Consider the following 12,623-nt stretch of genomic DNA (forward strand, 5'->3'; position numbering starts at 1 on the left):
CGATGCGCCGGGCTTAGGCCTTGCGCGAGGTCTGGCGCAGGTAATCTGTCCAGCACGGCACCGGTTCGGTGCGCAATGTGGTGGCGATACGGGAGACGAGGGATTTTAGGAAGGTCATGGTATTTTCCGAATGATTCAGTGTTGTTGACGGCCTACACCCGGCCCCGCGAAACAACCAACGCCGTTTCAGAATGCCTGCAATGCACAAAATGCATGCAGTTTGTGAAAACACCCGCCCTGCCCTGTCAGGAAATGCAAAAAGGCGCGCCGTGTCTGGCGCGCCTTTCCTTGTCCGGCCAGGGATGGCCAGTTTTGTGTGGGCTTACAGGCCCGCGTGGTCGCGTGCGATGTCTGCGATGTCGCTGCGGCCAACACCGATGTCGGCCAGTTCGCGGTCATCAAGACGTGCGAGTTCATTGTACGTCGCGCTATAGACTTTGCGCTTGGCTGCAAAGGCCTGAACTTCGTTGAAGAAGTTGTAAACTTTTGCCGCGAACGAGAAGTTGTCGTCGTAGCGAGCGTCGGTTTGTGCGTATGCCATTTTCATGTTCCTTGATCGATATTCCGAACCCGTGGTCCGGACGCGCCTATGGCGCCTTGTTTGATGACGTGGAGTATCGGGCTTTGCCGAAGGTCGGGGCGGTTTCTCCGCCACTCACGTTTGAATTCTGATTACAGCGCGCTTGCGGCGTGCTTCTTTGCAATCGAGCGGATTTCGCTGCGATTGACACCGATGTCCGCGAGATCGCGATCGGTGAGGTTTGCCAGCTCGCTGAATGTCTGCGCATAGATCGCCCGACGGGCGCGTGCAGTTTTAAGAGCCGTTACCAGCGACTGGAGGCTGGATGCCGGGTTGAAACCGGTGGAAGTATTCGACAGTGCTTGTGCCATTGTGTTCGTCCTTTTCGAAGGTATCGGGGCTTATTCCCCGAAGTCTGTTTCAGTTCACGTCCTCCGTGACACAGGAGATAGGCCCAATGGTTGGCGCTAACAATTAACACTTTCGCCGAGCCGCTATGCATTTGCTGCAACGCAGCATGGGTTGAAATTGAAACCGCCTGCGCTAACCGGAAGCAGCACCTATCTCACTGATTTCACTACATATCTTATCAAAGCCGATCTCACCCAAAGGGATTTGGGGATCGAACCACGCAATCGTGACCTGACGTAACGGGCGTTTGAGACACAAAAAACGCCCCCCGGATCACTCCGGGAGGCGTTTAATTTGGTTTGGATCGGTCGGAAAAGGGGCTTAGCCGCGCTCTTCGACGATTTCCACCAGATGCGAGATCTTGTTGATCATGCCGCGCACCGAGGGGGTATCCTCAAGCTCGCGGGTTTTGTGCATCTTGTTCAGACCGAGACCGATCAGCGTCTGGCGCTGGACTTCGGGGCGGCGGATCGGCGAACCGATTTGTTTCACAACGATGGTCTTTGCCATGTGCTTCAGGCCTCCTCAGCGACTTGTGTCGATTCCTGCGCCGCGTCATCACGCTTGGGCAGGATGTCTGCAACTTTCTTGCCGCGACGCTGGGCCACCATACGGGGGCTGGATTCGCGGGTCAGACCGTTCAGAGTGGCACGGATCATGTTGTAAGGGTTCTGCGAACCGGTCGATTTGGCGACCACGTCCTGGATACCCAGCATTTCAAACACAGCACGCATCGGACCACCGGCGATGATACCAGTACCTTGCGGAGCTGTGCGCATGACCACCTTACCGGCGCCGTGACGGCCTTCGATGTCGTGGTGCAGTGTGCGGCCTTCGCGCAGCGGCACGCGGATCATCTGGCGCTTGGCCTGCTCGGTGGCTTTACGAATGGCCTCAGGGACCTCTTTCGCTTTACCTTTGCCGAAACCAACGCGGCCTTTTTGATCGCCAACAACCACAAGTGCGGCGAAGCCAAAGCGCTTACCACCTTTTACGGTCTTGGAAACCCGGTTGATCGCGACCAGACGGTCTGCGAATTCCGGTGTCTCATCGCGGTCGCGACGGCCCCGGCCTCTGTTTTCACGTTCTGCCATATGGCAATTCCTTATGTCTGGCGCATTTCGCGCCGGGTCTTTTCAACCGAAGTGGCCCCGGATTTCTCCGAGGCCCCCGATTATCGAGGGGCACCACAGTGCCCCTGCACTTAGAACTTCAGGCCACCTTCACGCGCAGCATCGGCCAGGGCCTTGATACCACCATGAAAGAGGAACCCACCGCGGTCGAAGTAGCATTCTTCGACACCGGCAGCCTTGGCGCGTTCTGCAATAGCAGTCCCCACTTTGGTTGCGGCTTCCACGTTGTTCTTGCCCACGATACCCAGATCCTTTTCGAGGCTGGACGCCGCCGCGAGGGTTTTGCCCTGCACGTCGTCGATCAGCTGGACCGAGATGTTCTTGTTCGAGCGATGCACCGAAAGGCGCACGCGCCCGCGGTTCATCTTGCGAAGTTTGTTCCGGACGCGCAGGCGGCGTTTGAGGAACAGTTGTCTTTTGCTGTTTGCCATTATCCGCGTCCTTACTTCTTCTTGCCTTCCTTCTGGAAGATATACTCACCCTTGTAGCGGATGCCTTTGCCTTTATAGGGCTCGGGCTTGCGCCAATCACGGATGTTGGCCGCAACCTGGCCGACCTGTTGAATGTCATTGCCTTCGACAATGATTTCGGTCGGTTTGGGAACGGTCAGAGTAATACCTTCCGGAATCTGGAAATCGACGTCGTGCGACAGGCCGAGGTTCAGTTTCAGGACATTGCCCTGAAGCTGCGCCCGGTAACCGACGCCCTGGATTTCCAGCTCTTTCTTGAAGCTGCCGCTGACGCCGGTGACCAAGTTGGCCACGACGGTGCGGCTCATGCCCCACTGCTGACGCGCGCGTTTGGATTTACCACGCGGAGCGACCGAAACGCTGCCATCTTCGATGGTCAGTGTGACGTCGTCCGTTGCAGTAAAGCTCTGCGTGCCTTTCGGACCTTTGACCTCGATGGTCTGGCCGGAAAGCGTTGCAGTAACGCCGTCAGGAAGGGTCACAGGCTGTTTGCCGATACGAGACATTACGCAGCCCTCCTTAGAATACGGTGCAAAGCACTTCGCCGCCAACATTGGCAGTGCGTGCATTTGCATCGGACATGACGCCTTTGGACGTGGAAACGATGGATACACCCAGGCCCTGACGGACGGTGGGGATTTCGTTCACGCTCAGATACACACGACGGCCCGGCTTGCTCACCCGCTTCAATTCGCGGATGACGGGGGTACCGTCGTAGTACTTCAGGCTGATTTCGATCGCAGCATGGCCGCGCTCGTCGGTGGTTTTCTCGTAGCCGCGGATATAGCCTTCGTCCGCGAGCACATCGAGCACCCAAACACGCAGTTTCGAGCCCGGTGTCGACACAGTCGACTTGCCGCGCATCTGTGCGTTCCGGATACGGGTGAGCATATCGCCGATAGGATCGTTCATCTATATACCCTCCCTTACCAGCTCGATTTCACGACGCCGGGAAGCAGGCCTTTGGAGCCCAGTTCACGCAGCGCGATACGGCTGATGCGCAACTTGCGGTAGTACGCGTGCGGACGACCGGTCAGTTGGCAGCGGTTGTGCAAACGTGTTGCCGACGAGTTGCGCGGCAGTTTCGCCAGTTTCAGACGCGCTTTGAAGCGCTCTTCCATCGGCTTGGATTCGTCGTTTGCGATTTCTTTGAGTTCCGCGCGACGGTCGGCATACTTAGCCACCAGCCGTTGACGCTTCTTCTCGCGTTCGATCATTGCTTTTTTAGCCATGTCTTAATCCTCTTCCCGCGATTACGACGTGAAAGGCATGTTGAAAGCTTTCAACAGCGCCTGTGCTTCGTCGTCGGTCTTTGCGGTTGTCGCGATCACGATGTCCAAGCCCCAGGGCTCGTCCACCTTGTCGAAGTCGATCTCGGGGAACACGATGTGTTCCTTGATGCCCAGGGCATAGTTGCCACGGCCATCGAACGACTTTGCCGAAATGCCGCGGAAGTCGCGGATACGGGGCATTGCCACAGTGATCAGACGATCAAGGAAATCGTACATGCGGGCGCCGCGCAGGGTGACTTTCGCCCCCATCGGCATGCCTTCACGAACACGGAAACCAGCGATCGAGTTTTTGGCGATGGTTGTCACCGCGTGTTGACCGGCAATCACAGTCAGATCGGCTTGCGCCGACTTGGCTTTCTTGCTGTCACGCACGGCGGCACGGCCACAGCCGATGTTCAGAACGATTTTATCCAGACGCGGGATCTGCATGTCGTTCTTGTAGCTGAACTCTTCTTTAAGAGCGGCACGGATCGTGTCGTCATAAAGCGAACGCAGACGCGGGGTGTAGGTTGCGGAATCAAGCATCGATCACGTCCCCCGTGGTCTTGGCGAAACGAACCTTCTTGTCGCCTTCCATACGGAAGCCAACGCGGGTTGCTTTGCCATTTGCATCAATCAGAGCCAGGTTCGACAGTTGGATCGGCATCGCTTTCGGGACGCGGCCACCTTGGGAAGTCTGGGTCTGACGGGTTGCGCGGATGGAGATGTTCACACCGTCCACGATGGCTTTGCCGGATTTCGGGTCGATCGAGGAAATGGTGCCCTCTTTGCCCTTGTCCTTGCCAGCCAGCAGAACGACTTTGTCACCTTTACGGAGTTTAGCAGCCATTACAGCACCTCCGGCGCAAGCGAGATGATCTTCATGAAGTTCTTGGCGCGCAGCTCACGAACAACCGGTCCGAAGATACGGGTGCCGACGGGTTCGCCAGCGTTGTTCAGGATAACGGCTGCGTTGCGATCAAAACGGATCGCTGTGCCATCTTCACGACGGACTTCTTTGGCGGTGCGCACGACGACGGCCTTACGGACGTCACCTTTCTTAACGCGACCACGCGGGATGGCTTCCTTAACCGAGACAACGATAACGTCGCCTACGGATGCGTATTTACGCTTGGAACCACCCAGAACCTTGATGCACTGCACCCGGCGAGCGCCGGAGTTGTCAGCGACATCCAGATTGGTCTGCATCTGGATCATAGGGTTTCTCCTGACCTTTGGGGGGCGTTATTGCCTGTTCCCCAGGGTTTCGATCTAACTAAAAGGCTTGGGGGCTTACGCCTCCAGAACCTCCCAGCGTTTCGTCTTCGATTTCGGCGCGCATTCGATGATACGGACTGCGTCGCCAACCTTGAAGGCGTTCTTTTCATCGTGAGCCCGGTACTTTTTGGACTTACGGATGGTTTTCTTCAGAACCGGGTGCTTGAAGCGGCGTTCAACCGACACGGTAATGGTTTGTTCGTTGGCGTCGCTGGTCACGGTGCCGGAAAGGATACGTTTGGGCATGTCTCTGGCTCCTTATTCAGCGGCCGAAGCGGCTTTTTCATTCAACACTGTTTTCACACGGGCCACGTCGCGTTTGACGGTGCGCATACGTGCGGTGTTTTCCATCGAGCCGGTCGCGGCCTGGAAACGCAGGTTGAATGCTTCTTTTTTCAGGTTTGCCAGATCTTCACGAAGTTGATCCGGCGTCTTGTCACGCAGTTCCTTGGCGTTCATCGCCTTTTTCCTTTTCTCAACATCAACGGAGGGCCCCCGCGAGGGTCACCCTGATTCCGCTGGAGTGCATGGATGAACGGTGCCTATAGGCGGGATGTGTGAGAATGGCAAGCGGTACTTTCCCCGGACGCTAACCCCAGTCCGGCCCTACGGCTCAGCGTCGCACAAGTCGTTGACCGAACCATTCTCGCAAACCAGCTACGTCGACTTCAGAAGTCGCAACGCTGACCACAAGATCATCAATCGGCTCGTCATCCGCTATAGTCAAACTATACCCGCTTCGTTCAATAAGGACTTCTACTAAAATCCAAGCCGTTCTTTTGTTGCCATCGACAAAGCCGTGGTTGTTGACCAATCCATGGAGTAGAGCCGCACATTTTTCAGGCAGTGAACGATAGTAGCCCGAAAACGGTCGCCCGATAGCAGATTCGATCAGATGCAAGCTGGAGATACCCGGACGCCCGCCATATGTGAGCGCCTCGTCATGCGCCAGCACTGCATCTGCAAGCGTAATTCGGTAATGTCGACTAGCGATCAGCCAACCGTTTCAGCGCGGCCTGGCGCCGAGATGAAACCTCCTTGACCGTCGCATCAGTTTTTGGGCTCTTCTTCGAAGTCCCTTTGACGGTTTCGACCGAAACAAACTGGCCGGTTTTCGCGCTACGACGAACCCATCCACCGTTCGCCTCACTCTTTTCAACTTGTTCAGCCACATCAGAACCTTTGCGGAAAACTATTGGTTAGCAGGTTATATCATGGCGGACAGGGTTGTTTTCAACAAGTCAATGTTGGAAACAACAACGACGAACTTCTCTCGCGCGATCAATTTCGGGTCGCACTTAAACCGGAGTATCAATGCCCAATATCCGCTCCCTCTTCGTGACCCGCCTGTACCGTGCTCCTCTGTCCGAGCACGCCCCTGCCATCGACGCCAAAGAGATGGAGGTGTCTTGCCTGACCATCGCCGAAGATGACGAGGCCGGTCAGGACTGGTGCGAAGAGAACGACTATCCCGGTTACACCTCTTATGCCTCGCTGAGCGACCTGCCCTGGCGCTTTCCGATCTTTGCCGATCTGGTCAAGACGCTCGACAAACATGTCGCCGCCTTTGCCGAGGATCTGGAGTTCGATCTCGACGACCGCCCGCTGAAGCTTGAGGACATCTGGATCAACATCCTGCCCGAAGGCGGCTTTCACTCCTCACACCTGCACCCCCATAGCGTCATCAGCGGCACCACCTATGTCTCGATGCCCGAGGGGGCCTCGGCGCTGAAGCTCGAAGATCCGCGCTCGGCCCGGATGATGGCCGCCCCCACTCGGCGCAAAGGCGCGCGCGAGGATCTGCGCACCTTTATATACGAGTCGCCCAAGGTGGGTGACGTGCTCCTGTGGGAAAGCTGGCTGCGCCACGAGGTCCCGATGAACACCGCCGAGGATCACCGCATCAGCGTCAGCTTTAACTACGGCTGGGGCTGACCACTCGCTTTTTGCGCGCATTGTGCTATGGTCGGCCTCCCAAGTGAGTCCGACCATCAAAGCGAGGAAACACCAGATGGATGCCATCCAAACCAGTGACTATGCCAGCCGGCTTATGGCCGCTCACGGCCCCAAGGCGGTGCTTGAAGCATCGGAAAAGATGCGCGAATGCGAAGCGGTCGGCAAGACCGACGAAGCGGCGGATTGGGCGCGTGTGCGCGACACGATCCACCGGATGCGCGGCCCACGCCAGAAATAGCCGCGCTGACACAGCGACTTGTGCGATGTGAGGGCACGCGCCCTCTTGCCAGCGGGTAAGCGCGGGGATACCCCTCGTGCCATGCGCATTATTCGCGATTATCAGTTCATTGAGCCCCGGGATCGGGGGGCCTCGGTCGCCATCGGCAATTTCGATGGCGTCCACAAAGGCCATCACTCGGTGATCGATCTTGCCCGCCGCGCCGACGCGCCGCTGGGCATTCTTACGTTCGAGCCGCACCCGCGGGAATTCTTTGCCCCCGAGGCACCGCCCTTCCGGCTGATGTCGCCCGAAGCGCGCGCCTTGCGGCTGGAAAAGCTTGGCGTTGACGTGCTGTATGAGCTGAATTTCAACCACGCCCTCGCCGGTCTCTCGCCCGAGGATTTCTGCGCCAAAGTCATTCGCGACGGGCTGGGCCTGTCGCATGTCGTGGTGGGCGCTGATTTCTGTTTCGGCAAAGCCCGCGCCGGAACCGCCGCCGATCTAGAGCACTTTGGCGCCAAGATGGGCTTTGACGTCACCATCGCCCCGCTGTTGCAAAAGGGCACGGCGCAGGTCTCGTCGACTGCCATCCGGCAGGCCCTTACCGACGGCAAACCCGAGTTGGCCGCCGAGATGCTGGGCCATTGGCACCGGATCGCCGGCCCGGTTGTGGGCGGCGAGCAACGCGGCCGCACGCTTGGCTTTCCGACTGCAAACATGAACCTCGCCGGCCTGCACCTGCCCGCCTTCGGCGTCTATGCGGTGCTGGTCGACGTGCAAGGCGGGCCGCATAAAGGCAGCTACCACGGTGCCGCCTCGCTTGGCGTGCGGCCCCAATACGGCGGCGAGGTGCCAAACCTCGAAACCTTCCTGTTCGACTTCTCGGGCGATCTGTACGGCGCGCATCTCTCGGTCGGGCTGGTCGACTACCTGCGCCCCGAAGCCACCTTTGACAGCCTCGAGGCCTTCATCGCGCAGATGGACGCCGATTGCCAAGAGGCCCGCAAAATTCTGGGGGCGCTATGAGCGATCCAATCGACCGCGCCGACCTGGCCCCGCGTTTCTGGGAAAAGAAGCCGCTGAAAAAGCTGTCGCCCAAGGAATGGGAAGCGCTCTGTGACGGCTGCGGCAAGTGCTGCCTCAACAAGCTTGAGGACGAGGACACCGGTCAGGTCGAACTGACCAACGTCGCTTGCCGGTTGTTTGACGACAGCACCTGCCGCTGTGCGCAATATGAAATCCGCCACCAGTTCGTGCCGGAATGCATTGTAATGACACCGGAAAACATCGACGATCACGCCTATTGGATGCCGCGCACCTGCGCCTATCGGCTGCTGTGGCAGGGCAAACCGCTGCCCGAATGGCACCCGCTGCTGACCGGCACCCCCGACAGCGTGCACGCGGCGGGCGTGTCGATGCAGGGCGCAACCGTGCCCGAATTCGAGATCGACGAAGACGATTGGGAAGACCACATCATCGACGAGCCGGTCTGATGTATTTCGCCTCTGACAACACCGGCCCGGTGCATCCGCGCGTCATGGCGGCCTTGGCGCAGGCCAACACCGGCCACGTCGCCTCTTACGGTGCCGATGACCTGACCGCTTTGGCGCAAGACAAGCTGCGCAAAGTGCTCGATGCGCCCGAGGCGGCGGTTTACCTCGTGGCCAATGGCACCGCTGCAAATGCCCTCGCGCTGGCCTGCCTGTCCAACCCCTGGGACACGATTTTCTGCACCCCCGACGCGCATGTGCAAAATGACGAATGCAACGCGCCGGAGTTCTTTGCCGGTGGTGCCAAGCTGACGCTGGTGGGCGAAGCAGACAAGATGACCCCCGAGGCGCTGGAAGCCGCGCTGGCCCAGCACGACACCGGCAGCGTCCACACGGCGCAATGTGGGCCGGTCACACTGACGCAAGTCACCGAAAACGGGCGGCTTTATACGCTGGCCGAGCTGCGGGCGCTCTGCGAAACCGCCCACCGTCACAACAGCCCGGTGCATCTTGATGGCGCGCGATTTGCCAATGCCGTTGCCGCCTTGGGCTGTTCCCCGGCCGAGATGTCATGGCAATTGGGCGTCGATGCGCTCAGCTTTGGCGGCACCAAGAACGGGTTGATGGCCGTCGAAGCGGTGGTGCTGTTCGACCCCGCCAAAGCCCGCGAATTCGAGCTGCGGCGCAAGCGCGGCGCGCATCTGTTCTCCAAACATCGCTACCTTGCGGCGCAGATGCTGGCCTATCTCGAGGGTGGGCTCTGGCTGGAAATGGCATCGCAGGCCAACGCCAATACCGCACGGCTGGCCAAGGGTTTGCAGACCTGTTCGCAGGCGGAATTTGCCTATGAGCCGCAGGCCAACATGATCTTCTGCACCCTGCCCCGCGGGGTGCATCGCAAGCTGCTCGACGCGGGCGCGAAGTACTTCGTAAATGGAAGCCTCGACGGCCCCGACGACGCGCCGGTTTTGGCGCGCATGGTCTGTGACTGGTCGCTGGATGAGGCCCAGATCGACGCCTTCCTAGACCTGCTGCCAAACTAAGGGCCAGCGCCGACCCCCTCAATGATTTCCTAACAGAAGCCAAAGCGCCGCCCCGGGGGCGGGTCGGCGCTGGCCCGGCGGCCTAAGGCCTTGTCTCCGGGCCGTTCACCTCTGAGAAGGTCGGCTTCTAGTACGAATGCGCCGCGAAAATCTTGGTCAGATCACCGCCCCACTCGCCATCGTATTGCTCGAGTAACTCATCCGCAGGCACTTTGCCGCTGTCGACGCTCTCACGCAGCGCGTTGAGGAAATGCGTCTCATCGGGCACCAAACCGCCTGATCCGGGGCGGGCACGCGCCACCAAACCAGCCTCGGAAATCGCCAGCACCTCGCGCGCGAGGTCGTGCATGTTCACGCCCCCGACCTGCGCCTGAAGCCCATCAACCGATGCCGCCACCCGCAAACCTTCACGGGTCTCGGCGTCCCAGCCCTTGACCAGATCCCAAGCCGCATCCAAAGCGCCCTGATCATAGGTCAGCCCAACCCAGAACGCCGGCAACGCACAAAGCCTGCGCCACGGGCCACCATCAGCGCCGCGCATTTCGATGAATTTCTTCACCCGCGCCTCGGGAAACAGCGTCGTCAGATGGTCGGCCCAATCGCTCATCAACGGCGTTTCGCCGGGCAAGGCAGGCAGTTCGCCCTTGAGGAAATCGCGGAACGACTGGCCCAATGCATCAATATACTGCCCGTCGCGATAGACAAAATACATCGGCGTATCGAGCGCATATTGCACCCAACGCTCAAACCCAAAGCCCTCTTCAAACACAAACGGCACCATCCCGGTGCGGGCATTGTCCAGATCGCGCCAGATTCGCGAACGCCATGATTTATGGCCGTTTTTCTTGCCCTCAAAGAACGGCGAATTGGCAAACAGCGCGGTCGCAACCGGCTGCAAGGCAATCGCCACCCGCATCTTTTGCACCATGTCCGCCTCGGACCCGAAATCGAGGTTCACCTGCACGGTACAGGTCCGGCGCATCATCGACCGGCCCATCGTGCCGACCTTGCCCATATAGGCGTCCATCAGCTTGTAGCGGCCCTTTGGCATCAACGGCATCTCGTCGTGATCCCAGATCGGCGCGGCTCCGAGGCCGATAAAGCCCACACCGATCTCGTCGGCGATGTCCTTCACTTCGCGCAGGTGCTGGTTCACCTCGTCACAGGTCTGGTGGATGGTCTCCATCGGCGCGCCCGAAAGCTCCAGCGCGCCACCCGGCTCAAGGCTCACATTCGCGCCGTCTTTTTCCAGCCCGATCAGCTTGCCGCCTTCGCGCACCTCAGCCCATTCGTGCCGGTCGCGCAGCCCCTCAAGCACCGCCTCGATTGAGCGTTCGCCCTCAAAGGGAAGCGGTTTCAGCGAGTCCTTGCAATAGCCGAACTTCTCATGTTCGGTGCCAATGCGCCAATCTTGCTTGGGTTTACAACCAGATGAGAGGTATTCAGCGAGCTGATCGTGATGCTCGATCGGGCTGCCGCCGGATTGGGGAATGGACATGAGGCTGCTCCGATCTGGGTCTATGTTCGGGGAAAGGGATGGGCGGAAACGCCGCGCCTGTCAATGCAAGGCCGGGACGGTTTTGTCGCGCAGCCAGATCACGCTTTCGTTTGAGGTCTCGCGCGCCAGCTCGCGCAGCATGAATTCGGTGCGCAAACCGGGCAGTGTGGCAAAGGCATCAAACAGGATGTCGGCCCCCTTGGCCGTCACTGGGATATGCAGCGGATCGATGCCCGGCTGCACCAAAACCCAATGCGCCGGGTGCAATCGCCGATCAAGGCTAAGCCGGGACAGATCGGCCATATCAACCGCGCCGCCGGTGAGCGGACCGAAATAGGCCACCCGGCCCTCGACCACCTGCACCACCCCCGGCCCGTCACTCCCGGCGCGAAACCGCGCCCGTTGCAGGCCCAGCACCAGAAGCGCCAACGCCATCAGACACAGGCCATAGCCCACGCCGTTGATCATCCAGCCGCGCGCGCCAAAGCCCCACCAGAGACCGACCACCAGCAGCAGCCCCCCGGCCAGAACTTCGCGCCAACGCCAGAGCGCGGCCTGCGCCTCGGGGCGGAAAAAGCTCATTGCCAGTCGCCCAAAGTGGTCTGCCACAGGGTCAGCGCCGCCACCGCCGCCGTTTCGGCGCGCAAGATGCGGGGGCCAAGCGCCACTGGCACGGTGAACTCTGCGTTGTGAAGGCGTGCCCGCTCGGCCTCGGAGAACCCGCCTTCGGGGCCGATCAGAATCGCCCAAGGGCCAACCCCACTGTCGCCATCGCGCCGCGCAAGCAGATCTGCAAGCGCCGACGCGCCCCCGACCTGCGCCTCGTCACAGAACATCAATCGGCGCTCCGCCGGCCAACTGTCCAACAGCCGCGACAGTTTCTGCAACTCCGCCACCTCGGGCACAAATGTCCCGCCGCATTGCTCGGCGGCCTCAATCGCATGCGCGCGCTGTTTATCGGCGCGGATCCGCTCGGAATTGGTGAAATCGCTTTGCACCGGCAGAATGCGCTGCACGCCCATTTCCACCGCCTTTTCGACGATGAAATCGGTGCGCGCCTTCTTGACCGGCGCAAAGACCAGCCACAAATCGGGCGGCATTTCCTGCGGTTTGCTCTGGGTGCGGCACAGCAGAATGCCGCCACGTTTGCCCGCCTGCACCACTTCGGCGTGCCATGCGCCATCGGTGCCGTTGAACACATCCAACACCGTGCCCATGCCCAACCGCATCACCCCAAAGAGGTAATGTGCCTGTTCGCGCGCCAGAGGAATGGTTTGCCCCTCCCCCAACGGGTGATCTACATACAGCCTGACTGTGCCACTCATGAGAAGAC

General features: G+C 59.7%; 23 protein-coding genes. 5 read left to right on the top strand and 18 right to left on the bottom strand.

Going from position 1 to position 12,623, the window contains the following annotated elements; translation table 11 throughout:
• Window positions 1-322: 322 nt before the first annotated feature.
• From ACW9UO_RS08365 to ACW9UO_RS08435, 15 genes are all read right to left on the bottom strand, one after another.
• On the bottom strand, window positions 323-541 hold the full coding sequence (locus ACW9UO_RS08365) for a DUF1127 domain-containing protein (RefSeq protein ID WP_457088506.1): 219 nt from the start codon (window positions 539-541) through the stop codon (window positions 323-325).
• A gap of 131 nt (window positions 542-672) precedes the next feature.
• Complete coding sequence (locus tag ACW9UO_RS08370) at window positions 673-891, bottom strand: DUF1127 domain-containing protein (protein ID WP_457088507.1); 219 nt, start codon at window positions 889-891, stop codon at window positions 673-675.
• 361 nt (window positions 892-1,252) lie between these two features.
• The gene (gene rpmD / locus ACW9UO_RS08375) at window positions 1,253-1,441 is read right to left on the bottom strand and encodes a 50S ribosomal protein L30 (protein ID WP_457088508.1); all 189 of its coding nucleotides are present in this window, start codon (window positions 1,439-1,441) and stop codon (window positions 1,253-1,255) included.
• A 5-nt stretch (window positions 1,442-1,446) separates the two neighbouring features.
• Complete coding sequence (rpsE, locus tag ACW9UO_RS08380; RefSeq protein ID WP_457088509.1) at window positions 1,447-2,025, bottom strand: 30S ribosomal protein S5; 579 nt, start codon at window positions 2,023-2,025, stop codon at window positions 1,447-1,449.
• Between the two features lie 110 nt (window positions 2,026-2,135).
• Window positions 2,136-2,495 carry a 50S ribosomal protein L18 gene (rplR, locus tag ACW9UO_RS08385; protein WP_457088510.1) on the bottom strand — a complete coding sequence of 120 codons (360 nt, stop codon included), beginning with the start codon at window positions 2,493-2,495 and terminating at the stop codon, window positions 2,136-2,138.
• A gap of 11 nt (window positions 2,496-2,506) precedes the next feature.
• Window positions 2,507-3,040 (bottom strand): 50S ribosomal protein L6, encoded by a 534-nt coding sequence (gene rplF / locus ACW9UO_RS08390; protein ID WP_457088511.1) that lies wholly within the window; start codon window positions 3,038-3,040, stop codon window positions 2,507-2,509.
• 13 nt (window positions 3,041-3,053) lie between these two features.
• Window positions 3,054-3,446 carry a 30S ribosomal protein S8 gene (gene rpsH, locus ACW9UO_RS08395; RefSeq protein WP_457088512.1) on the bottom strand — a complete coding sequence of 131 codons (393 nt, stop codon included), beginning with the start codon at window positions 3,444-3,446 and terminating at the stop codon, window positions 3,054-3,056.
• A gap of 14 nt (window positions 3,447-3,460) precedes the next feature.
• Entirely contained in the window at window positions 3,461-3,766 is a 306-nt protein-coding gene (gene rpsN / locus ACW9UO_RS08400; RefSeq protein WP_457088513.1) for a 30S ribosomal protein S14, read from the bottom strand.
• A 21-nt stretch (window positions 3,767-3,787) separates the two neighbouring features.
• Window positions 3,788-4,351 (bottom strand): 50S ribosomal protein L5, encoded by a 564-nt coding sequence (gene rplE / locus ACW9UO_RS08405; protein WP_457088514.1) that lies wholly within the window; start codon window positions 4,349-4,351, stop codon window positions 3,788-3,790.
• Window positions 4,344-4,655, bottom strand: a complete 312-nt coding sequence (rplX, locus tag ACW9UO_RS08410; protein WP_457088515.1) for a 50S ribosomal protein L24 — start codon at window positions 4,653-4,655, stop codon at window positions 4,344-4,346. The genes rplE and rplX overlap by 8 nt, the downstream gene beginning before the upstream one ends.
• Window positions 4,655-5,023 carry a 50S ribosomal protein L14 gene (rplN, locus tag ACW9UO_RS08415; protein ID WP_035248467.1) on the bottom strand — a complete coding sequence of 123 codons (369 nt, stop codon included), beginning with the start codon at window positions 5,021-5,023 and terminating at the stop codon, window positions 4,655-4,657. The genes rplX and rplN overlap by 1 nt, the downstream gene beginning before the upstream one ends.
• Before the next feature lie 75 nt (window positions 5,024-5,098).
• Window positions 5,099-5,329, bottom strand: a complete 231-nt coding sequence (gene rpsQ, locus ACW9UO_RS08420) for a 30S ribosomal protein S17 (RefSeq protein WP_457088516.1) — start codon at window positions 5,327-5,329, stop codon at window positions 5,099-5,101.
• A gap of 12 nt (window positions 5,330-5,341) precedes the next feature.
• The gene (gene rpmC / locus ACW9UO_RS08425; protein WP_457088517.1) at window positions 5,342-5,542 is read right to left on the bottom strand and encodes a 50S ribosomal protein L29; all 201 of its coding nucleotides are present in this window, start codon (window positions 5,540-5,542) and stop codon (window positions 5,342-5,344) included.
• Window positions 5,543-5,696: 154 nt separating this feature from the next.
• Window positions 5,697-6,038, bottom strand: coding sequence for a type II toxin-antitoxin system death-on-curing family toxin (locus ACW9UO_RS08430; protein WP_457088518.1), 342 nt, complete (start codon window positions 6,036-6,038; stop codon window positions 5,697-5,699).
• Between the two features lie 31 nt (window positions 6,039-6,069).
• Window positions 6,070-6,255, bottom strand: coding sequence for a hypothetical protein (locus tag ACW9UO_RS08435; RefSeq protein ID WP_457088519.1), 186 nt, complete (start codon window positions 6,253-6,255; stop codon window positions 6,070-6,072).
• A gap of 142 nt (window positions 6,256-6,397) precedes the next feature.
• Here ACW9UO_RS08435 and ACW9UO_RS08440 point away from each other — a divergent pair, with 142 nt between their 5' ends.
• From ACW9UO_RS08440 to ACW9UO_RS08460, 5 genes are all read left to right on the top strand, one after another.
• Window positions 6,398-7,018 (top strand): 2OG-Fe(II) oxygenase family protein, encoded by a 621-nt coding sequence (locus ACW9UO_RS08440; RefSeq protein WP_457088520.1) that lies wholly within the window; start codon window positions 6,398-6,400, stop codon window positions 7,016-7,018.
• Window positions 7,019-7,094: 76 nt separating this feature from the next.
• Window positions 7,095-7,277 (top strand): hypothetical protein, encoded by a 183-nt coding sequence (locus ACW9UO_RS08445; RefSeq protein WP_457088521.1) that lies wholly within the window; start codon window positions 7,095-7,097, stop codon window positions 7,275-7,277.
• A gap of 81 nt (window positions 7,278-7,358) precedes the next feature.
• Complete coding sequence (locus tag ACW9UO_RS08450) at window positions 7,359-8,285, top strand: bifunctional riboflavin kinase/FAD synthetase (RefSeq protein ID WP_457088522.1); 927 nt, start codon at window positions 7,359-7,361, stop codon at window positions 8,283-8,285.
• A complete protein-coding gene (locus tag ACW9UO_RS08455; protein WP_457088523.1) occupies window positions 8,282-8,752 on the top strand; it encodes a YcgN family cysteine cluster protein in 471 nt (156 codons plus the stop codon). Before ACW9UO_RS08450 ends, ACW9UO_RS08455 begins: the two co-directional genes overlap by 4 nt.
• Complete coding sequence (locus ACW9UO_RS08460; protein WP_457088524.1) at window positions 8,752-9,792, top strand: threonine aldolase family protein; 1,041 nt, start codon at window positions 8,752-8,754, stop codon at window positions 9,790-9,792. The genes ACW9UO_RS08455 and ACW9UO_RS08460 overlap by 1 nt, the downstream gene beginning before the upstream one ends.
• Before the next feature lie 127 nt (window positions 9,793-9,919).
• Here ACW9UO_RS08460 and ACW9UO_RS08465 read toward each other — a convergent pair whose 3' ends face one another.
• Genes ACW9UO_RS08465 through ACW9UO_RS08475 form a run of 3 tightly spaced genes read right to left on the bottom strand, consistent with a single transcriptional unit; the run spans window position 9,920 to window position 12,615 of the window.
• A complete protein-coding gene (locus ACW9UO_RS08465; RefSeq protein ID WP_457088525.1) occupies window positions 9,920-11,290 on the bottom strand; it encodes a glutamate--cysteine ligase in 1,371 nt (456 codons plus the stop codon).
• Window positions 11,291-11,350: 60 nt separating this feature from the next.
• Window positions 11,351-11,872, bottom strand: a complete 522-nt coding sequence (locus tag ACW9UO_RS08470) for a hypothetical protein (protein WP_457088526.1) — start codon at window positions 11,870-11,872, stop codon at window positions 11,351-11,353.
• Entirely contained in the window at window positions 11,869-12,615 is a 747-nt protein-coding gene (locus ACW9UO_RS08475) for a 16S rRNA (uracil(1498)-N(3))-methyltransferase (protein ID WP_457088527.1), read from the bottom strand. The genes ACW9UO_RS08470 and ACW9UO_RS08475 overlap by 4 nt, the downstream gene beginning before the upstream one ends.
• Window positions 12,616-12,623 lie beyond the last annotated feature (8 nt).

It is taken from the genome of Marinovum sedimenti, assembly GCF_054052205.1.